16 protein-coding genes, 1 tRNA gene and 1 pseudogene are annotated in these 19,937 nt (G+C 33.8%); 3 read left to right on the top strand and 15 right to left on the bottom strand.

Annotation, left to right across the window (positions count from 1 at the left end):
• From HMPREF9456_RS17045 to HMPREF9456_RS17040, 4 genes and pseudogenes are all read right to left on the bottom strand, one after another.
• A pseudogene (locus HMPREF9456_RS17045) lies at positions 1 to 312 on the bottom strand (site-specific integrase); the annotation flags it as partial.
• A 145-nt stretch (positions 313 to 457) separates the two neighbouring features.
• The gene (locus HMPREF9456_RS17205) at positions 458 to 613 is read right to left on the bottom strand and encodes a Cas9 inhibitor AcrIIA9 family protein (protein WP_006842776.1); all 156 of its coding nucleotides are present in this window, start codon (positions 611 to 613) and stop codon (positions 458 to 460) included.
• Between the two features lie 5 nt (positions 614 to 618).
• Positions 619 to 1,638, bottom strand: coding sequence for a hypothetical protein (locus tag HMPREF9456_RS06900; protein WP_006842775.1), 1,020 nt, complete (start codon positions 1,636 to 1,638; stop codon positions 619 to 621).
• A gap of 11 nt (positions 1,639 to 1,649) precedes the next feature.
• Entirely contained in the window at positions 1,650 to 1,913 is a 264-nt protein-coding gene (locus tag HMPREF9456_RS17040) for a hypothetical protein (RefSeq protein ID WP_006842774.1), read from the bottom strand.
• Positions 1,914 to 2,175: 262 nt separating this feature from the next.
• On the opposite strand from HMPREF9456_RS17040, the gene HMPREF9456_RS06895 reads away from it, so the two are divergent.
• Positions 2,176 to 3,603 carry an exodeoxyribonuclease VII large subunit gene (locus HMPREF9456_RS06895; RefSeq protein WP_245531002.1) on the top strand — a complete coding sequence of 476 codons (1,428 nt, stop codon included), beginning with the start codon at positions 2,176 to 2,178 and terminating at the stop codon, positions 3,601 to 3,603.
• 77 nt (positions 3,604 to 3,680) lie between these two features.
• Here the strand turns inward: HMPREF9456_RS06895 and HMPREF9456_RS06890 are convergent, their stop codons facing one another.
• On the bottom strand, positions 3,681 to 7,820 hold the full coding sequence (locus tag HMPREF9456_RS06890; protein WP_006842772.1) for an NACHT domain-containing protein: 4,140 nt from the start codon (positions 7,818 to 7,820) through the stop codon (positions 3,681 to 3,683).
• 247 nt (positions 7,821 to 8,067) lie between these two features.
• Here HMPREF9456_RS06890 and HMPREF9456_RS06885 point away from each other — a divergent pair, with 247 nt between their 5' ends.
• Positions 8,068 to 8,244 (top strand): histone H1, encoded by a 177-nt coding sequence (locus HMPREF9456_RS06885; RefSeq protein ID WP_006842770.1) that lies wholly within the window; start codon positions 8,068 to 8,070, stop codon positions 8,242 to 8,244.
• A gap of 10 nt (positions 8,245 to 8,254) precedes the next feature.
• Here HMPREF9456_RS06885 and HMPREF9456_RS06880 read toward each other — a convergent pair whose 3' ends face one another.
• The 4 genes from HMPREF9456_RS06880 to HMPREF9456_RS06865 all read right to left on the bottom strand — a co-directional run bounded on the left by HMPREF9456_RS06880 (position 8,255) and on the right by HMPREF9456_RS06865 (position 10,867).
• Positions 8,255 to 8,770, bottom strand: coding sequence for an ORF6N domain-containing protein (locus HMPREF9456_RS06880; protein ID WP_006842769.1), 516 nt, complete (start codon positions 8,768 to 8,770; stop codon positions 8,255 to 8,257).
• Position 8,771: 1 nt separating this feature from the next.
• A complete protein-coding gene (locus HMPREF9456_RS06875) occupies positions 8,772 to 9,191 on the bottom strand; it encodes a virulence RhuM family protein (protein WP_006842768.1) in 420 nt (139 codons plus the stop codon).
• Between the two features lie 89 nt (positions 9,192 to 9,280).
• On the bottom strand, positions 9,281 to 10,513 hold the full coding sequence (locus HMPREF9456_RS06870) for a site-specific integrase (protein WP_006842767.1): 1,233 nt from the start codon (positions 10,511 to 10,513) through the stop codon (positions 9,281 to 9,283).
• 269 nt (positions 10,514 to 10,782) lie between these two features.
• Positions 10,783 to 10,867, bottom strand: a tRNA-Ser gene (locus tag HMPREF9456_RS06865).
• A 573-nt stretch (positions 10,868 to 11,440) separates the two neighbouring features.
• Between HMPREF9456_RS06865 and HMPREF9456_RS06860 the strand changes: the two genes are divergently transcribed.
• Complete coding sequence (locus tag HMPREF9456_RS06860) at positions 11,441 to 12,559, top strand: AAA family ATPase (RefSeq protein WP_006842766.1); 1,119 nt, start codon at positions 11,441 to 11,443, stop codon at positions 12,557 to 12,559.
• A 170-nt stretch (positions 12,560 to 12,729) separates the two neighbouring features.
• Here HMPREF9456_RS06860 and HMPREF9456_RS06855 read toward each other — a convergent pair whose 3' ends face one another.
• The 6 genes from HMPREF9456_RS06855 to HMPREF9456_RS06830 all read right to left on the bottom strand — a co-directional run bounded on the left by HMPREF9456_RS06855 (position 12,730) and on the right by HMPREF9456_RS06830 (position 19,759).
• On the bottom strand, positions 12,730 to 13,776 hold the full coding sequence (locus HMPREF9456_RS06855) for a carbohydrate porin (protein ID WP_006842765.1): 1,047 nt from the start codon (positions 13,774 to 13,776) through the stop codon (positions 12,730 to 12,732).
• Between the two features lie 146 nt (positions 13,777 to 13,922).
• Positions 13,923 to 14,681 (bottom strand): NYN domain-containing protein, encoded by a 759-nt coding sequence (locus HMPREF9456_RS06850; protein WP_006842764.1) that lies wholly within the window; start codon positions 14,679 to 14,681, stop codon positions 13,923 to 13,925.
• 136 nt (positions 14,682 to 14,817) lie between these two features.
• Positions 14,818 to 15,615 carry an inositol monophosphatase family protein gene (locus HMPREF9456_RS06845; protein WP_006842763.1) on the bottom strand — a complete coding sequence of 266 codons (798 nt, stop codon included), beginning with the start codon at positions 15,613 to 15,615 and terminating at the stop codon, positions 14,818 to 14,820.
• A 122-nt stretch (positions 15,616 to 15,737) separates the two neighbouring features.
• Positions 15,738 to 15,911, bottom strand: a complete 174-nt coding sequence (locus tag HMPREF9456_RS06840) for a histone H1 (protein WP_006842762.1) — start codon at positions 15,909 to 15,911, stop codon at positions 15,738 to 15,740.
• A gap of 106 nt (positions 15,912 to 16,017) precedes the next feature.
• Positions 16,018 to 18,144, bottom strand: coding sequence for a Tex family protein (locus HMPREF9456_RS06835; RefSeq protein ID WP_006842761.1), 2,127 nt, complete (start codon positions 18,142 to 18,144; stop codon positions 16,018 to 16,020).
• Between the two features lie 325 nt (positions 18,145 to 18,469).
• Positions 18,470 to 19,759, bottom strand: a complete 1,290-nt coding sequence (locus HMPREF9456_RS06830) for an MFS transporter (RefSeq protein WP_006842760.1) — start codon at positions 19,757 to 19,759, stop codon at positions 18,470 to 18,472.
• Positions 19,760 to 19,937 lie beyond the last annotated feature (178 nt).

Below are 19,937 nucleotides of genomic sequence, written 5' to 3'. Positions count from 1 at the left end.
CCCTCTCTTTCGTATGTACCCATATAAAAGGTAATCATCCAAGATACGAATACTTCTGATTTTTGACCGTTCTCTGTATGAGAGTTCCTCCAATGAACGATTACAAGTGACTTCCTCCAAAAAGGCCTGACCTACATTAGGATTGTATAAATCAAGATTGTGCTTGGACATATAAGAACGAATTCCTACATTCCACAATACCTCATAATCAGTTATACTACCTGAACGATAACGGTTCTTTTGAAAGAACGAAATACAATTTTCTATCAGACTATCCAAGCCCATAGAATTTAGGTTACTATTTCTGTTCATAAATATGAATTGATAATTATTGGGCATTATTACCCAATTGCAATATATATATTATGCTGAGTTGTTATGCTAAGAAATTGTATTAAATCGCACTTAATTAAATGGTTATACATCAACCTTTAAAACAGCTTTCCATAATGTATAGCTACGCATAATGTGTGTTATGGATAGCTATCCATAAAACACAATCGTCAATGTTCTTATCGAGATTTGCGAATGATTGGGCGAACAAAGGGTCTATAGATGCCCTTTGTTCTAAATGTGTTAATATGGTTCGTGAAAAATATGCTGTTGATTTCATAGCCGTTATTTGTTTAGGTTTAATATTGTATTTAATTCATCTCTCTTGGTTTTGGAAAATATCCATCCTGCTTGCTTTTCATTGTTGTGTGTCAATCTCGAATTGAATTTTCCACCCATTGCTTTTAGTAGGTCTTTGATTTCTTTGGTATCTCCGAACAGGGCAATTGCTTTCTCTGAATAATCGACTATCTCAAAAGAGAGGTTGTCTGATTCAAATTGAAGGGTTGGCTCTTTCTGTTCTTGGGTAGAAGTATTATTGTCATTGCCTTTATTGATATAAATACCATCGGGACATCCTGCCACATAGGCAAATTCATCAATCTTGTTCTTTTTGTCATATATCGGTGATTTTTCGATAATCCATCCGCTGTATTTGCTTTCTCCCAGATAATACCCTGCACCCATCGAATACTTTTCCCTGTGTTCATATTGTTCGTTATAGGTTGCCAGATGTGCTGTTTCGTCAAAATTTGAAGCATACTTCCGCATTTCGGAGAATATATCACGTTTGTGTTTGGAAAAGCCTAAGATGACAGTGCGTGTTACTCTTGAGGCATAATAATCAGTTTGTGAGTCGGATTCATCTGCTTTCAAGCGAGCCACAATGATCGCTTTGGCATCTTCAGGTAGGTTTTCATTCAGCCATTTGCGACCAATCTCCCTTACAGCCTTTCTGCGTTCCTTCTCTTGGTTTTCTTTTTCCTGTTCTGCATCTTCTTTTGACTTTGCTTTCGCATAGAGTTCAATGACTTCTTTCTCGGGCATGAATTCAATATTGTTTTCATCGTAATACATACCGATTCCAAATTTTTGGCTCAACGGTTTAATGATTTCTGATTGTTGCATATCAAGTGTACGCAGGTTAATCAGATGATAGTGATAGCCGTATTTGTCGTGTGTAATTTGATGGACTACATAACAGTCATAGGAATATCCTTCCATTTGGATGATTTGGTTTTCTGCTACTGCTTTAACTTCTGTATCAGTTGTTGTTTCTGCGAATAATGAATATAATTTTGTCATGGCTGTATGGATTAAAAGATTAGGAATAAGAAAATGGAGATAAGGATGATAAAAGCTATAATGGATAATATGATCTTGATAAATAGCTTTACTATTTTAAATACAAGACAGATAATCAGATAGCCACCGATAAGTCCTGTAATAACAGAAGTGTTTATACTCATTTGTGTCACTATCCATGCACACAGAGCCACTATTGCTACCCCTAAACCCAATTTTATGATGATTCCAGAGGGGAGGGAGTTTTGTTTCAATATTTTTCTTTCGTTTCTCATAACTGCGACTTTTTTTTTTCATGCGTCATCCGTCAGGTCGGTCGTTTTTTGTTTCAAGGGCAACAAGCAGGTATAGGCTTTTAGACAGGCATATTTTTTCGTCAGTAAATACGCTCGCCTGAAAGGAAAGAGGAAGATTTCTGCGAAAACCGACAGGCGTAAGAATATGCAGGACTAAAAGCCGTTCATACCTTTGCCCGATGAACAAGAAGACCGATCAAGTGATGACTTCGCCGAAAGAGGAGCAGTTATAAAAGGAGTAATGAAAGAGAAATCTTATTATTATATTTTATATATTATGGTACACCCTATTTCTATTGATATTATTGTATTTTTGTTTTGTAAAGAAACAACTCGTTTATTAGCTATGAATGAACTTCCGGCATCAGAAAATAAGCAATTAACACAGTTTTATACTCCAACAGAATTGATATGTATCTTTCGTGATATGATATCAGATCAAAATACAAATAAGAAAGTTATTTGGATGCGGGGAGTCTATCTGATAAATAACAATAATAAATTCTACAACTATGATATTCTTAGGGATCAATTAACAGGAGATGAAATTACTTTAATGGTCAGTAATGAATTAAAACAGAAAGTTACGAATGGAAATCTTGTGATGGTTGCGGGAATTGTTCTTCGAGAGATAAGAAAGGGTGGATATGTTCAACTCCAATTAAAAGCTACACGTATAGATATAATTCAAGAACAAACAATTAGTGAAACAGAAATCAAATTAGCTGAACTAAGAAATATAAAATTAAAAAAAGGCTTCCATAATGTGGATACATTATTAGAGAACAAATTATATACAGAAGATAGACCCAAGATAGCATTAATTTTTGCTGATACATCAATTACGGATAAAGATTTCATCACCGGAAAAGCGGCAGCTTCTTCTCATATTGATTTCATTGAGTTTAGAGTTTCTTTTAATAAAACTTCAGATTTTTTGCAGTTGCTGAAAAATTTAGATACTCAATCATTTGACGCGATTTCTATCATACGGGGAGGAGGAACAGGGCTTGAAGTTGTAGACAATATTAATCTTATTGAAACTATTGTATATATGAATACCCCTATCATATCAGCCATAGGTCATGAAAATGATAAAATATTTATTAAAAATATTGCAGATAAAGTCGTTGCTGTACCTCATGCATTAGGCACATATTTTAAGGATATGGTTGAACGTGTCATTTCTGAAAAATCAAAAAGTCGAGCAGCATTAGTAGAACAAGTAAAGAAGCAATATGAAAAACAGCTTGTTCAGCAAGAGGAACAGAACAAATCTCTCCAAAAGCAGCTAAAAGAAATTACTGAATCTCATAAGTTGACATCAGAAAAATCTAACACACAAATAACGAATTTACAAAAACAACTTAAAGAAATCTTTGAAACAAATACGGTGAAAGATAAAAGGAATCAGGAACAAATAACGGCTTTTACAGTACAAATAAAAAAACTAACAGATAATCAAATCGAACAAGATCGAACTGCAACAAAACGAACAGAAGAACTAAATAAGCAATTAATAGCATCTCAAATAAAAATAGATAATCTGTTAAAATCTATAGAGGAAAAGAATAAGCAGATCAATCAATTATCAAGTAAACGTCCCGGCTGTTTGGGGATGGCTGCTACTTTTGCCGGAATAATAATATTCATATTATTTATAATTTAACCCTACTTTAATTTTCACTTTTTCAATTTATTTAATTTAGAATAACTTACTGACAATACACACCTTAGAGAATACTTTCATTTGATTAATTCTTCACATATATTTTTTGCATCTTGAAAATTTAAATATTTAGATTGCTTTTCCCTGTATTCCTTATTTATATCTTCAATTAAAAAATTCAAATCCTCAGTATTTTGATATATATCCTTTTTTGAGTCAATAAATTCTTTTAATGATTTGATAATTAATATGTAATTCATCTCTGAGAGAGATGCTAAAAACTTGATATTACCTTCAATTTTTCGACTTCGTCCTCTTTTTAAACTCCCTTCTTTCGAAAAACAGAAATCTAAATATTCAATTAGTAAAGGATATATAACCATATCATCATATAATAAATAACTATCAGGAAGGTCTAAAGAAGAATAATGTCCATAGAAAGGGTCATTCAAGGATATAATTCCCTTTTCTTTGCTACATTCTAATGACATTTGCAGTCCTAATGGATCTTTAAGCCAAATAAGAAGATCGATAGCTGATAAATTTATTTTTTCATCATTGGGAGCCTTTATAATCTCTAATAATATTGAATGGGCTTTATTGGGTGTTTTTTTTATTATTAAATTTTTGCAAATGATTAATAATTCGTTCTGATTTAAATTATTTTTTATCTCCAAAAGAGATTCTGAAGATAAATTATTCTGCAACCATATAATGATAATGCTATCCTTGTAGAAACTGAGATAGTCCTCTTTTAAAATATCTATAATAATTGGATATGATTCTGTAATCTTATTGTTTAAAGCATAGATAATCTGATTTTTTAATACAAATGAGTTGTATTCCCTAAAACTTCTTAGGGTATTCAGTATTGTGTTCTTGAGTAAATTCTTATTATTTATTTTATCTGTTATAAGATTGAAATTATCATCTAATCTATTAAGCATATCGCATAATTGTACATCAGGACAATCAAAATTAAACCTTAACATATAACGAATCAATGGTAAAGATTCGAGCTCATAAGTATATTGATTTTTATCTTCACTGGTATATGTTATCTTGAAATCTGCAGAATTTATATTCTTATCATACCATTGTTTTATAAATTCATATTTGGCAGGAGGTAGTTTATCCTCTGTATTAAGACGATTAATATTTTCTGATATTTGCAAATTTAAATAAGCTAAATATTTGTTCTCATTACTACTTATCCAATTCGAGACCTCTTCTTTGGATATTATAACCCGATCTCCAAAATTCCACCTGAGAAATTGTATTATTGATAGATTATAATTAGTACCTTCTCTAGAATGATATTCTGTAAGTAATTTATACGGATCTAGTCTATTATCTTTAAACTTATCAAATATTTCTAAGCATTCTTGGGCAAAACGCATTGGAGTAAAATAGATGTCAAATTCATTTTTTTTTCGTATAGCCCATTTATCGGGAACTTCGAGTTCTTCATGATCAAATCTATCCTTTAAGAGTTTTTTTAAATTAATGGATATTTCTGTATTCTTATCAATATACAAGTATAAATAGCGAAATGGTTCTAGAGGGAATGATTCAGCTTCAATTTTAGGAAAATCTTCATTTTTTATAAAAAATGCCAAAATAATACAACACTGATAAATAGGATTGCGATCAGTTTCTTTTCTCAGAAAATCGATAAATATATTAATAATTGAATTTCGGATATTCTCGTTTTCTTTAAATAAGTTGAAAACATCAGCATTTCTATATAGCTCAAAACATTGTTTTTTTAATAAATTCACCAAACTGACTAAAATATCATCATTGAAGAAAGTAATTCCCCTTTTTACAATATACATAAGTTCATCTTGAGAATATTGAAACCAATCAAATGTGGAATCTATATCATCAGCTAAATAAGAAAAAAAAGCTGAATACGAGTCAGCATCTTTTAAATTCATTAAAGATAATTTAATGCCTGTGCTTACATCAAAAGAAATGCCATCATTACCCCGAGTCATTCTATTTGACAGGCCGGATAATAAAATCTGTAAATATTTATCTTGTAGATTATTTTTGCCAATAATAGTATATAAACCAGAGCGAGTACGAGCTGACCTAATATTTTGAGTATAATTAACAATATCATCGATATCGTCTCCATATGAAAAGGGAAATGAGATTAATAAATAATACAATAAATTATCCTCCTCTGGATTAACCTGTTTAATAGCCTTAATATATTGTTCCGAAATTTCTTTCTTTTCTTTATCTATTAAGCTTACAAATGTAAATTCATTAAATATTAAAGCAGCATTTGCCCGCCTTCTCCAATGATGGTTTGTATTTTCTATTTCACTAAATACATATCGGATATTATTTTTTGATTCACCAAATAAAGCCATTTTTTTCCTATCGATATCATAGGTATCTATCCAGAGAGTTCTTTCCTGAAACTCGTGAAATATCTGAAGAAAAATATTTGAGCGTTCATTCGGGTCAACTTGAGTAATCTCTATATTGAATAATAATTTAGGGTCATTCTCAGTTAACCATCCTTTTAGGTTTTGACTTAGTTCGGCTTCCCGTTCATTATTCATGTCCAAAATACCCAATAAGTGAGCCAGTATATCTTTCCACTTAGTTTTTACTTTTCCATGAGATGTTCCAAATTCTATGATTTTCTCGAAGGATAATTCTTTTACGACTGATGCAGCCAAATGCTCAAGGAAAATATTATGCTCAAAGTCCCAATATTGATTCTTATTATCTTGACTGCTTTTTTTTATAGGTAAAGAATCAATAGCTAAATTGAAACCATCTTCACCCAACAGGTCCAATAATTCATCTTCAGACAAACTTTTTTGGTTCATCAATGCCATTGTAAAAGCAATCATTAGTCCATATCTTTCGTTTTTCCGTTGATTAACCCGTTTCCCTAATTGAAGATCTGGGCGTCGGAGATTATCTTTACTTTTACGTTGAATCAGAAGATTGTCAATCAGCTCTTTTTTGCTTATTTTTAAGCTATTTTTATTTTCAATATAACAATAAATTAATATTTTAAGATAAAATGGATTATATAACAGATTCTGAAACCCATTTGATAATATTTCCTCAATAAAATGATCATAAGGAATTTCTCCATTAGGGTACAAATTTTGAATATATTGTAAAATATCCTTATCTGTGATTCCACTTAATAAAAACAGATCAAATTCAGAGAATTGGTTAAAAAAAGAATTTCTTCTGCAGGTCAGCAATATATGTATATTAGGAAAAGTCCTTGAAAGATCGTTTATTTGTTTAATTGCATTTATGGAATCTCCTATTTCATCAAAACCATCAAGTAACAAAACCATCGACCGGTGTTCACATTTTTCTATTTCAGCCATATCTGGATGACGCCTATAAATATAATCTTGCAATATATCAGTAGATTTACAATCTCTGAGACTCACATAGATAGGATAAAATTTACCGTAATTAGCTATATCAAGAGCCCAGTATTGCAGAAATGTTGTTTTTCCGACACCACCATCTGCGATTACAATAGCACGGATTATATCATTATTCCCCTTTTTATTATTTTGATAGGAGATAAGATCATCAAAAGAGGAAATCTTGAGATGCCAGTCTTTTTCAGTATATAATTCCCTGGGAATATAATAAGTTAATTTTTCACCGAAATCCTTTTCTGATATGAAATGATTTGTAGGAAATTTATATATAAGTTTATTGAATTTTACTCTATCTTCTATTACTCTTTCAAGAAGAACTTTAACATTTTCTTGATTTGTCAAAATAAGGTCCTGCTTGATATCTACTCGTTTTAAGGATCGTTCGATTTCGGTCATTGATACCAGTACCTGATTTACATTATTCATACTGGCAATTGAGGCAGAAGGAGGGTTTTCCCTAAAATTATCTTCGTGATCTTGTTTTATCTTCTTGAGTTTCTCTACAGTATAAATATTTACATCATCTGTCTCTACATGATGTTTATGACAGAAAAATAGCAAGTTTTCTATAGATCTTCTATCTTCTTCTGTCTGATTTACATTATAGCGTTCTCCTCCGGGTAAAGCTGCCTCGATATGACAACATTCGGCTACGAGTTTATCTTTATCATTAAAAACTACATGATCACAACCTGGATATGCACATTTATTCCCCGATCGTAATAAAAGCATTTTTAAAGTTTCAGCAGTAGGAGCAAGTCTTTTTGTGTCAGCCATCAAATATCTTAATTATTTTTTACGACTAATTTTTCATCAAATTACAAATTTAAAGAATTCTTAGAGATTTCAAGTGTTCAACACTTTTATGACAAGTTATTTAAGCTAAAAGATATGATGAATACTGAATCGGCTAAGCTGATAGCTGCAAAACGGCATTCATTTATGAAAGAATATATCGCTGAATTTTACAGAGAAGTTCAATAAGAAATCTATCTTTGCAGTTCGATTTTAAAATATGATAGCGATGAAAAATTTAGTAGAAAATTTAAGTCAACTGTTTGCTGACTTTTCAAAAGATGCAAACACTCAGGTAGAGAATGGAAACAAAGCAGCCGGACAACGTGCCAGAAAAGTATCGTTAGAAATAGAAAAAGCTTTGAAAGAATTCCGTAAAGTATCTATAGAAGAGTCTAAAAAATAAGAAAGAGGAGCTACTGCTCCTCATCTTCATTTTGTATATATCCTATACGTTTTCGAGGTTTATCGTCCTGTTCTCTGGTACTGGCCAACTCTGTTAGAGCCTGATATATCTCATTAAACTGCATATTAGTTTCGAGCATAAATGTTTCTAACTTTTGGTTAAGTTCTGCGTAGCCTAAAGCATACTTTCTCAATGTAACAAAAGCTCTGATTATTGAGATATTTACTTGAATAGCCAATGAACTATTTAATACACTGGATAGTTGTGCTATACCTTGTTCTGTAAAAGCAAAAGGCATATACCGCGTTCCTCCCCAGTTTGAGGTGCCAAAATTACACCTCAAGATTTCCCATTCATCGGCTGTCAATTCAAACATAAAATCGTCGGGGAATCTTTCAATATTGCGTTTGACTGCTCTTTTCAGATTTTTTGTTTCTACCTGATACAGTTCTGCCAAATCAAAGTCAAGCATGACACGCATCCCCCTTATTTCAAATATTTTATTCTGAATAATCTGTAGTTCCATATCAGTTAGGTATATTAAGAGTGGACTTTCTTGTATTCGTATTGAACAGAATGATTACCTCTGGCTCAGTTGCTTCTTTTCCATATTCACAGAAAGCATTCAATACCCATTCTCGAAAAGCTTTGGTGTATAGAGATTGAATACGAAAACTCAAGAAAATAATAACCTCTAGATTATAATAGATGCGAATATATTCTTCTTTCTCATTTCGGGTATATCTGCATTCTTTTATCACATCCGATTCTCTCAATAAAGCATCTTTAAATATAACCTTGAGGTGCTCATTGATTGTAGGTGTATATATGCCAAACAGATCTGCAATTTCATTTATTGTCATCCAAACCGTGCCATTAACTATTTTTACTTCAACAACGGGCTTATTGGTGTCTATATCTTCGAGCTTTATATATCCTGTTTCCATAATTTAGATTTTATTGATTTATGGCAAATTTATCACTCAGACCTTTTATATCTTCGAGCTTTATATATCCTGTTTCCATAATTTAGATTTTATTGATTTATGGCAAATTTATCACTCAGACCTTTTACTTTTGAAGCAAAATCGTCCATATCATTACTTATCTTAGAATCAGTAATGCGAGCATAAATTTGTGTTGTACGAATATTGGTATGTCCGAGCATTTTACTAACACTCTCGATAGAAACTCCTTTCGAAAGAGTCAGAGTGGCAAAAGTGTGGCGGGCTAGGTGGAAGCTCAATTCTTTATCAATTCCGCATAAAGAACCGATTTCCTTCAAATACGCATTTACCTTTTGATTGCTTGGAACCGGAAGTACACGATCATCAGATAATGCTCCCTCATATTTATCCAGTATCCTTTGAGGAATATCAAGTAAAGGAATAGTAAAAGACACTCCTGTTTTCTCTCTTTTACCTATTAGCCAGAGTTTGTCATCAAATGATATACGAATATTATCTTTTCGCAGATTTTTCACATCGATGTAAGCCAATCCGCAAAAACAGGAGAAAATAAAAATGTCCCGAATCTGATCCAGGCGCTTTATCGTTATCTTCTTGTTAATGATAGATTCTATTTCGTTCTGTGTTAAATAACCTCGATCGACTTTCTTAATCCGGATCTTATAATTGATAAATGGGTCACTCTTTAACCAGCCATTATTCTTGGCTATAATAACAATCCGTTTGAAAAACTGCATAAATTTGGCTGTTGTATTCGGATTACATCCAGCTGTGGTCAAGAGATAAACCTCAAAATCAGTTATAAAAATAAAGTCGATTTCTTTTAAGGCAACATCCGAACGATTGTATTTTTCTTTAATGAAAGAAGTCAGATGTTTTCTGGTAACTTCGTACTTTTGGTAAGTAGCCTTACTTTTATTTATGCCGATCAGTTTCTCAACATCTTCATTATGCTTTCTAAAAAGATCAAGCAGCATCTGCTGTTGAATTTCAACACCAAAGAAGATATTCTTAATACGTTCAGGGGTAACAGAAACTTCTCTTTCCAGTAGTTCTCTGTAAATCTTAGTCATCGTAGCTTTGATACTATCAAGCACTGAGTTTATGTTAATGACTTCCTGTGTTTTTCCGACAAGCTTACCTGCCGTTACATTCCATAATTTAGGATCAACATCAACCTTTGTTCCAAACTGGATCGATTTTCCATTCACGGTAATTCGTCCCATAACCGGCATCTTGCCATTTGCTTTTAATCCATTCTTTTTTCCATAAAAAAGGATACTGAATGTGGTCTTTTTCATAACTCAAAATTTAATTTCAAAAATACATTCAACAATCAAATAATGAGATAAATACAGACTTCCAAAAATGGACTTCAAACTGCCTAAATCAGACAAATCGTAACCTATTTTGATTTTCTGACAATAGGTTACGAATAGGTTACGCAGCTATGTCAAAAAATGGCTTTTTTATGGCTTCTATATGAAATGGGGATAAACGAAAAAGTCCCACAAATCACTGATCTGTAGGACTTTTCTTGTTTTTGGCTTCTTTTGTCTTAGCCTTTCCGCGGAGAGAGAGGGATTCGAACCCCCGGAACCTCGCAGTTCAACGGTTTTCAAGACCGCCGCAATCGACCACTCTGCCATCTCTCCAATATTTTTGCTTATTGAGATTTCCTCTAAAGCGATGCAAATGTATGTCTTTTTTTTGTTTCTACAAACAATTCCACCAACTTTTATATACGTTTTTCACAACAAGCTCTGTATCAATATTTATTGATTGCGAATTTTAAAGAATCTATTCGAGACTCTGCTCCATATTATAGTATTGATACATCAAACTTAGCTCAATTTTGTTTAGTTAAAAAATATTTATACCTTTGTAAGAATCAATTTATTCATTTTTCAGAAAATAAAGTCATGTAATTGTTCAGTATCAGACTGGAATTCTTTCCTTTTATTACCCCTTCTTGAGTCTTACCTCACGGGCTATACTTATTATACATTTTATTAACTAAAACAATTGCATTATATTTTCACAAAGATATAATTCTGTATATCATTTTCATTTTTATAGAATTATATGTAATGACTACTTATCATATATATTGAATTAAAATCTAAAAAATGCCCGTTGGGCTCGCAATTAAAAACGAGAAATGTCAGTTTGGAAAAAGAACCGTTAATAAGGGGATGGCTCTTCCGACTGAATAAAACTAAAAAATAATGGAAAAAATTTGGAAATTAACACAAGATAAAAATTGGAATGCCCTTGAAAAGAAATTTGATTGGGTAGAGGATATGAAAGAGGTGCCTCAACATAAGGAACATCATAAAGAAGGTAACGTAGCAACTCATACACAGATGGTCTTAGATGAATTGAGGAAATCGGAGGAATATAAATCCCTACCGGAACAGGATCAAGAAATACTTTGGGTAAGTGCCCTGTTGCATGATGTAGAAAAACGTTCAACATCTCTTGACGAAGGTTTTGGCAAGGTATCTGCAAATGGACATGCTCGGAGAGGAGAATATACAGCGCGCACAGTCTTATTTCGTGATGTCCCTACACCGTTTCATATCCGTGAAAAAATTGCATCCTTTGTACGTTATCATGGTCTGCCTCTTTGGCTATTAGAAAAGGTAGAGCCTGCTAAAAAGATCCATGAAGTATCTTTAAGGATAAGTACTTCGCAATTAAAGACACTAGCTGAGGCTGATGCCAAAGGCAGAATATGTAATAACTTACCTCAGTTGCTTGAATCTCTTGAGCTTTTTGAACTGTTCTGTAAAGAACAGGGATGTTGGGGAAAAGCATTAGAGTTTGAAAATCCGAATGCACGATTTCAATATTTTGACTCGATAGACGGATATATCGGCTATGTTCCGTTTGATAATTTCAAAAGTGAAGTTACAATACTTTCAGGTCTACCTGGGATGGGCAAAGACCACTATATACAATCTTTAAATACAGATATTCCAGTTATCAGTCTTGATGCTATTCGCAAAAAGTATAAATTAAGTCCAACAGATAGATCTGCTACCGGCAAAGTAGTTCAAGAAGCAAAGGAACAAGCTCGCATATATCTTCGAAAAGGACAAAATTTCATATGGAATGCAACTAATATTACGAGGCTAATGCGTCAACAATTAGTAGATCTTTTTACTTTATATGATGCAAAAGTCAAAATAGTATATTTAGAAAAACCTTACGCCCAATGGCGTGCTCAAAATCTAAATAGAGAGGATGTTTTACCGGAAAAAGTATTGGATAAAATGCTACAAAAACTAGAAATTCCGCAATTGGTAGAAGCTCATGAAGTAGAATATATTGTGGAATCTTAAATTCAATGATTAAAAGAATTTAAAGACTAGATAGAAAAAAATAAAATATAGGGATAGAATTCTGTTCCTATATTTTTTTGATTATCGCGAAAATAAGAGATAATGAAATTTATATCTCTCACAAGCTAAGACTGATGATATTTTCCTCAGCATCAAAGAAAGTAATATCCTTAGTTTCCAAAAGTAAAGCTTCCACGAAGAAGCCCAACCAAATCATCTTTACCCTGCGTATGTATATAGTGCAATGCGGGTTGAATCGAAATATGTGAAGTAATTATATATTTATATGACATTTCCAATGCCGTTTCTGCTCCTTGTGACGTATTTGCTCTGAAAGCATTTAACCCTATAATATCTCCGCCATCTCTTCGGAATAAATTATCTAGAACAACTCCCACCCCATAATATAAATAACATTCATTGCTTTTCTTTGGAGCATATCCCAACTGAGCGACAATACCTAGATTTTGTTTACCCGTTTTCAGTATAGTTTGTTCGGCCAACATATACAATGAATATTTCAAAGACTCTTCGGGGAGTTTATTCAAAGCCACCCCTCCGGCATAAAACCCATCTAAAGGCATATATGCAAATTGAGTGATATTGACGAATCCATATTTCTTTGGATTAAATTTTAAATTAAAAACCAATCCTTTATTTATATTATCTAAATTATTATAATATGAATTTTTTATATTAATAGTTCCTTTCATATATTCTGTATGCAGTCCGATAGCCCCAAGTGGATAATTTGGTACACTGTAGTTGATAGAGATAGTTGGAAAGATTCCTGCCGAACTATTTGTAAAGAAAGAAGAATACGGGCTATTAAAATAATCTAAGTTCATATTTCGTATCCCTGCAAACAAACTAAAGTCCCCGAAAGTTTGCTGATAACCAAATTTTGAGCAGACAAGCCAAAAATTATCTTCTTCTATATTGGAAAATGTCAAGAAATCATTTGCAATATTGTGAGAGAATGTTCTTTCTACCGACCAAAATGCAATATCAAATGATCCGTTTTTCCACCATTTATCTGTTCTAAGAGAAGCCTCCATGCTCAATAAATTCACATACTTCACATCTTTTTCGCGAGCATCTGCTATATTATATTGTAGTTCTCCTACATTGTTTACTTCATACTTTAGTATTTGATCTTGTCCCCTAATTGAGATAAAACAATACAAAGACATGCATGTAATAAAAATTTTCTTCATTGTGCAGCTTTTAAACATTCTCATATTCAGGGTGCGAAGATATATCCTTCAGACTAAACAATAGCCCAATAAACATATAAAAAAATAATATTATTCTTAATAGAGACAAATAGCTTTGACTACAGATTAAATGAGAATATGAGCTTTCACTCCTTTATTTTAACAAATACCAAACGCGAATGTCCTTTCTCACTCTTTCGCTCATCCATTTCAAAATGCTTACTCTGAGCTTTAACCAAGGCGGCCAGCTTTGAAAAGCCATAATTTCGTGAATCAAAATCAGGACGCTTCTTTATTACGAGATTCCCCATATCACCCAAATAAGCCCACCCATCATCATCAGCAAGGTCTCTAATAGTACTCTTCAATAGATTTATCAACTTTTTATTTACAGGTTCAACAGTCTTTTCCTGTTGTTTCTTAACAGTAGACGCAGGAGACTCCGTTTCGTTATTATCATCTGAGTCCCTGATTATTTCGATATAAATAAACTTATCACAAGCTACAATAAACGGACTAGGCGTTTTCTTTTCTCCAATACCTATTACCTGCATACCGGACTCTCTCAGCCTCACGGCTAAACGTGTAAAATCACTATCGCTAGATACAAGGCAGAAGCCGTCAACCCGCCCTCCATGCAAAATATCCATGGCATCGATAATCATTGCCGAATCGGTCGCATTTTTACCTGTTGTGTAACTATATTGCTGTATAGGAGTTATTGCATGCTCCAGCAAAGGTTGCTTCCATCCAGAAACGCTAGGCTTTGTCCAATCTCCATAAATTCTTTTGATAGTTGGCACACCTATTTTAGCAATTTCATCAAGCATACCCTTTATATTCGAATAAGGCACATTATCGGCATCGATAAGTACAGCTAGATTTAAATCTCTCTTTTCTATCATATATTTTAATTTTGCTTTGGAAGTATAGCGTATATGTATATTGATAGTTCAAATTTATAAAACTTATCTTACTAACGAATGTAATTTTAGTATAATATTCTGAGTTGATAATTTTCTTTTAAAACAAACAGAACAATTACAAAGAATCTTGAAATGGAGCTAATAGTTCCAACATATCATTATGAAGCAATGAATTGGATGCCAAAATATCATGTCCTTTCCTGAACAAAGAACTCCCTTTAAAATTAGTAACAGACCCTCCGGCTTGAAGTACAATCAATGCCCCTGCCATAAAATCCCACGGTTTAATATATGCTTCAGCCCATGCATCGAACCGCCCTGCGGCAACGTAACACATCGACATCGCAGCCGAACCGTTTATACGCACACTCGAAACCTTCCCATACAATGAATCCATCAAATGATTAACTACTGGTTTGTAATCTCCTGCATTATAAGGAAGATCTAAGCCGATGAAAGCTTGCCCCATATTGTCCTTATCAGAAACGTGGATTTGTGTCTCATTCAGGTACGATTTACCACCTTTCCATGCATAGAAACACTCGCCTCTACATACTTCGTAAACCACACCTAGTAATATTTCGGTTTCGGTAGTCAAAGCTATGCTCACACAGTAAGGAGCATTGTCTTGTATATAATTGGTCGTACCGTCCAAAGGATCAATAACCCAATAATAATCTTTCTTTTCAAATGCAACAGTATCTTCTTCGGTAATAAATCCCGCTTGAGGCAGAAGCAGTGACAATCTGGCAACTAACAGCTTTTCGGTTTCCTTATCAACATACGAAACATAATCATGTGCATTCTTCTCCTCTACCCTATCCTTACGAAAGGTTTTCCTTTCTTGTGCTAAAAAGTACCCTCCTTCTTTAGCTATTTTACAAACCTCTGATGTAAGAAATTCTAAATTCATAATCTACCTCCCTAATTTATAGAAGCAATAATATAATTAAACGCTGGCTCTAAAGCAAATAATTAAAAAGGCCATCTCAAATCTAATATGAGACAGCCTCCGTGCAATATTGCATTATGCTTTTATTTAGCTGCTTCAATTGATTGTTTACGAAACTCTTTTAGAGCTTTTTCTATGTCAAGTGAAATTTTTCTAGCACGTTGGCCAGCTGCTTTATTACCATTTTCGATTTGTGAAGCTGCGTCTTTAGAGAATGCGGCAAAATCTTGATTTAATTTTTCTACTAAATTTTTCATTTGTTTTTCTATTTAAAAAGTTCAGACAAAGATAATCTGATTTTAATAACAATTATAACGAACCAGAGTTTAAAAATAGGCTTAAAAACATAATTTTCTTGTTATTTTATGCCGTTTTCATTGATAGTTGTACTCTTTTTCGAGATATGTCGACAGACAATACCCTGACTTCCACATGTTGATGTAACGAAACAACCTCTGTCGGATCGGAAACGAAGCGGTCAGCCAGTTCTGAGACATGAACCAAACCATTTTCTTTTATACCCACATCCACAAAGCACCCGAAGTTTGTAATATTAGTAACAATACCCGGCAATGTCATCCCCTCTCTGAGATCCTCTATCGTTTTTATATTCGGATCAAACTCAAAAACCTTAATACCCTTACGAGGATCACGTCCGGGCTTATCCAACTCATCTATTATATCATTTAAAGTCGGTAAACCAACTTTATCCGATACATATTTTTCAAGCTTAAGAGACTTCTTCAAATCCTTATTATCTATCAAATCTTTTACCGTACACTTCAAATCCTTAGCCATAGTTTCTACCACATGGTAGCTTTCAGGGTGCACAGCAGAATTATCTAAAGGATTTTCCGCTCCAGCTATTCTCAAAAATCCGGCACACTGTTCAAAAGCCTTTTCACCCATGCGAGGCACTTTCATCAGTTCTTTACGAGATCGGAACGCTCCATTGGAAGCACGATAGTCAACAATATTCTGAGCCAAGGCGGGACCTAAACCGGAAACATAAGTCAAAAGGTGCTTACTGGCAGTATTAACATTTACCCCAACAAGGTTAACACAACTTTCTACGGTAAGATCCAACGACTTTTTCAACTTGGCTTGATCCACATCATGTTGATATTGACCTACTCCTATCGACTTTGGATCTATTTTTACAAGTTCGGCCAAAGGGTCCATCAATCGGCGACCAATCGACACGGCACCTCTTACCGTAACATCATAGTCCGGGAATTCTTCTCTCGCAACCTTTGACGCAGAATAAATAGATGCTCCGTTCTCACTGACTGCAAACACCTGCACATTTTTCTCATAGCGAAGATTTGTGATAAAGTGCTCTGTCTCACGACTTGCGGTTCCATTTCCTATGGCTATGGCATCTATATTATAAGTAGTTACTAATTTCACAATCTTACTTCCGGCCTTAGAGATCTCTTTCTGAGGAGGATGTGGATATATAGTTTCATTATGAAGCAAATTACCCTCAGCATCAAGACACACCAGCTTACAGCCTGTACGATACCCGGGATCGATACCCAATACTCTCTTTTCTCCTAGTGGAGCCGCAAGCAGTAATTGGCGCAAATTTTCAGTAAATACATGTATCGAATCTTCGTCTGCTTTCTCTTTCGACAAGGCGCCAAACTCTGTTTCTATCGAAGGCTTCAACAGGCGTTTATAACCATCTTCAATTGCATCAGCAACATAGTTCGTTGCTTCGTTATCGTTATCTCCTTTCAGAAAGCGTTTGTCTAACCTTTCTAAGGCGGCATCCTCGTCGGGTGCAATATTTACCCTGAGGAAACCTTCCGATTCACCTCTGCGTATAGCCAATATCCTATGAGAAGGAACTTTATTCAGTTTTTCTGAAAAATCGAAATAATCTCGATATTTATCCCCTTCTTCTTCTTTTCCTTTTACAACTTTCGATGTTAAAACCGCCTCACGCTGAAAAAGGTTGCGAATAGAATTACGGGCATACTCATCCTCATTTATCTGTTCGGCAATTATATCACACGCACCCGCAATAGCTTCTTTCACGTCCTTAACATCCCCTTTAACAAAAGCCTGAGCCTTAGACTGCACGTCAATCCTTTGCTGAAGCATAATAATATTCGCTAAAGGCTCCAAACCCTTCTTCCTTGCTATTTCAGCTCGTGTTTGGCGTTTTGGCTTATATGGCAAATAAATATCTTCAAGTTCCGATGAGTTCCAACAATTCTCTATGCGATTTTTCAGTTCAGGTGTTAACTTTTCCTGCTCTTCTATCGACTTTAAGATCGTTTCCCTACGTTTTACGAGCTCATTTAGTTTATCATTCTGCTCTTTTATTGCAGTTATTTGAACTTCGTCAAGGCCTCCGGTTACCTCTTTACGGTAACGACTGATAAAAGGAATTGTAGCACCCGATTCGAGTAAATCTACAGTTTTAGACACCTGAGACTCCTTAATATTTAAGGTCGAAGCAATTATACTTTTAATTGACATAGTTTTCTTTATTTCAATATATTTTATTCTTCAGCTTTTTGTTAAAAAGTAACAAAAGTAACACCTTTCCATTCATTTTCATTTGTCTCCTTTTTTATAATAAGATTTCAATTTTAACAATACAAATATAAAATATAAAGCGATTAAATAAAAAATGAATCATGAGTTAAACTGAATAAAAAATAATACGTTGAATACAGCTCCTTATCAGTTGGTATAAGAAGCAATGGTTATTATTATAAGATAATTGTTCACAAGAATAAAAACATGAAAGCCTGCTAAAGAATTCAGCAGGCTTTCATAATATATTTTATATTCAGGAATATTATTCTACAGGAATATTTGTGTTTACATTCTTGCTACCGATAGCAGCATAATATAATAGATAAGCCAATCCAACAAATACTACCCAGTAGCTTGCCATATAACCAACGCTATCAGCTAGGAAGTTTTGAAGAAGTGGTAAGATACCTCCACCACAAACTAATGTCATAAATATACCTGATGCTGTTGTTACATATTTACCGAGTCCTTCTACTGCAAGATTAAAGATACCACCCCACATTACAGAAGTACAAAGTCCGCATAATACCAAGAACATTGCATTAATAGGCACTTGCATCATACCAAATGAAAGACTACCATTGATGCTTTGGAATACAGGCATTGACACTTTTGTTGTTATAGGAAGGAAAATCGCTAATAAAACTAATACAAGGCCTAAGCCTGCTGCAACAGTAAGCATTGATTTACTTGACACCTTACTACCAATAGAAGCTCCGAAGAAGCGTCCGATTAGCATTAAGAACCAATATGTACCCGTTACAAAACCAGCAGATGTCGCATCCAAACCTGCAATAGATTTATCTGCAAGGAATAAGTTCAATGTTCCGGGAATACCAACTTCAACACCAACATATACAAAGATACCTATCGCACCTAATACAAAGTGACGGAAAGATAATGCACTATATTTGTCTTTTACGTTGTCAATTGCTTTTTTCACTTCCATGTGAGGTTCCGGAATCTGAACCAATGCCAAAATAATAAAAGCGAAAGCAAAAACACCCATAGCAATATACATAACAGGGTATACATCTTTAATGTTTGCCTTTGTCACGTCAGCAACAAAAACACCCACTAAAACAGGAACCAATGTACCACACAATGAGTTGAAAGTACCTCCTGTTTGTATCAATGCACCACCTTTGTTACCACCTCCACCAAGAGTGTTCAACATAGGGTTTACTACTGTATTTAACATACACATAGAAAAACCTGCAACAAATGCACCAATCAGGTATATAGCAAAGCTACCGGCTCCTCCTGATAAGTATTGAATACCAATACCGACGAAACCAACAACGATAGCGATAAGTGCTGTCTTCTTGTATCCGATTTTCTTCAACAAGATACCAGCAGGAATACCCATAAATGCATACGCTATAAAGTTAGCAAGCACACCTAGCATACCTTCAGCGTTACTAGCTCCAAATTGGTTTTTCAAAACAACACCCATCGGCGCTGCTAGATTTGTTACGAATGAGACCATCCCGAAAAGCAGGATCATCACAATGATGGGTAACAAGTAATTTTTTTTCTCCGTACTACTCATGATTAAGTTTTTACATTTAGTTAGATTGTTTTATTTTTATAGTTTTAGTCAAATTTCATTCTTCTTTAGGTCGATCTTCTGCACTTAACTCTGAGAATTCAAAGAGTAATTAAACTACACAAAACTCAATTACCCTTTGATTCTCATTTGGATATGGTTAGTATCCAAAAACTCATGG

This window comes from Dysgonomonas mossii DSM 22836 (assembly GCF_000213575.1).
Taxonomy (GTDB): Bacteria; Bacteroidota; Bacteroidia; order Bacteroidales; family Dysgonomonadaceae; genus Dysgonomonas; species Dysgonomonas mossii.
This window is presented reverse-complemented; position numbering and strand designations above follow the sequence as displayed.

What these genes read in the sequence shown, in the direction of transcription:
- HMPREF9456_RS17205 (WP_006842776.1), bottom strand. Translation starts at nt 613, where the DNA reads ATGAAATCAACAGCATATTTTTCACGAACCATATTAACACATTTAGAA.
- HMPREF9456_RS06900 (WP_006842775.1), bottom strand. Translation starts at nt 1,638, where the DNA reads ATGACAAAATTATATTCATTATTCGCAGAAACAACAACTGATACAGAA.
- HMPREF9456_RS17040 (WP_006842774.1), bottom strand. Translation starts at nt 1,913, where the DNA reads ATGAGAAACGAAAGAAAAATATTGAAACAAAACTCCCTCCCCTCTGGA.
- HMPREF9456_RS06895 (WP_245531002.1), top strand. Translation starts at nt 2,176, where the DNA reads ATGAAAGAGAAATCTTATTATTATATTTTATATATTATGGTACACCCT.
- HMPREF9456_RS06890 (WP_006842772.1), bottom strand. Translation starts at nt 7,820, where the DNA reads ATGGCTGACACAAAAAGACTTGCTCCTACTGCTGAAACTTTAAAAATG.
- HMPREF9456_RS06885 (WP_006842770.1), top strand. Translation starts at nt 8,068, where the DNA reads ATGAAAAATTTAGTAGAAAATTTAAGTCAACTGTTTGCTGACTTTTCA.
- HMPREF9456_RS06880 (WP_006842769.1), bottom strand. Translation starts at nt 8,770, where the DNA reads ATGGAACTACAGATTATTCAGAATAAAATATTTGAAATAAGGGGGATG.
- HMPREF9456_RS06875 (WP_006842768.1), bottom strand. Translation starts at nt 9,191, where the DNA reads ATGGAAACAGGATATATAAAGCTCGAAGATATAGACACCAATAAGCCC.
- HMPREF9456_RS06870 (WP_006842767.1), bottom strand. Translation starts at nt 10,513, where the DNA reads ATGAAAAAGACCACATTCAGTATCCTTTTTTATGGAAAAAAGAATGGA.
- HMPREF9456_RS06860 (WP_006842766.1), top strand. Translation starts at nt 11,441, where the DNA reads ATGGAAAAAATTTGGAAATTAACACAAGATAAAAATTGGAATGCCCTT.
- HMPREF9456_RS06855 (WP_006842765.1), bottom strand. Translation starts at nt 13,776, where the DNA reads ATGAAGAAAATTTTTATTACATGCATGTCTTTGTATTGTTTTATCTCA.
- HMPREF9456_RS06850 (WP_006842764.1), bottom strand. Translation starts at nt 14,681, where the DNA reads ATGATAGAAAAGAGAGATTTAAATCTAGCTGTACTTATCGATGCCGAT.
- HMPREF9456_RS06845 (WP_006842763.1), bottom strand. Translation starts at nt 15,615, where the DNA reads ATGAATTTAGAATTTCTTACATCAGAGGTTTGTAAAATAGCTAAAGAA.
- HMPREF9456_RS06840 (WP_006842762.1), bottom strand. Translation starts at nt 15,911, where the DNA reads ATGAAAAATTTAGTAGAAAAATTAAATCAAGATTTTGCCGCATTCTCT.
- HMPREF9456_RS06835 (WP_006842761.1), bottom strand. Translation starts at nt 18,144, where the DNA reads ATGTCAATTAAAAGTATAATTGCTTCGACCTTAAATATTAAGGAGTCT.
- HMPREF9456_RS06830 (WP_006842760.1), bottom strand. Translation starts at nt 19,759, where the DNA reads ATGAGTAGTACGGAGAAAAAAAATTACTTGTTACCCATCATTGTGATG.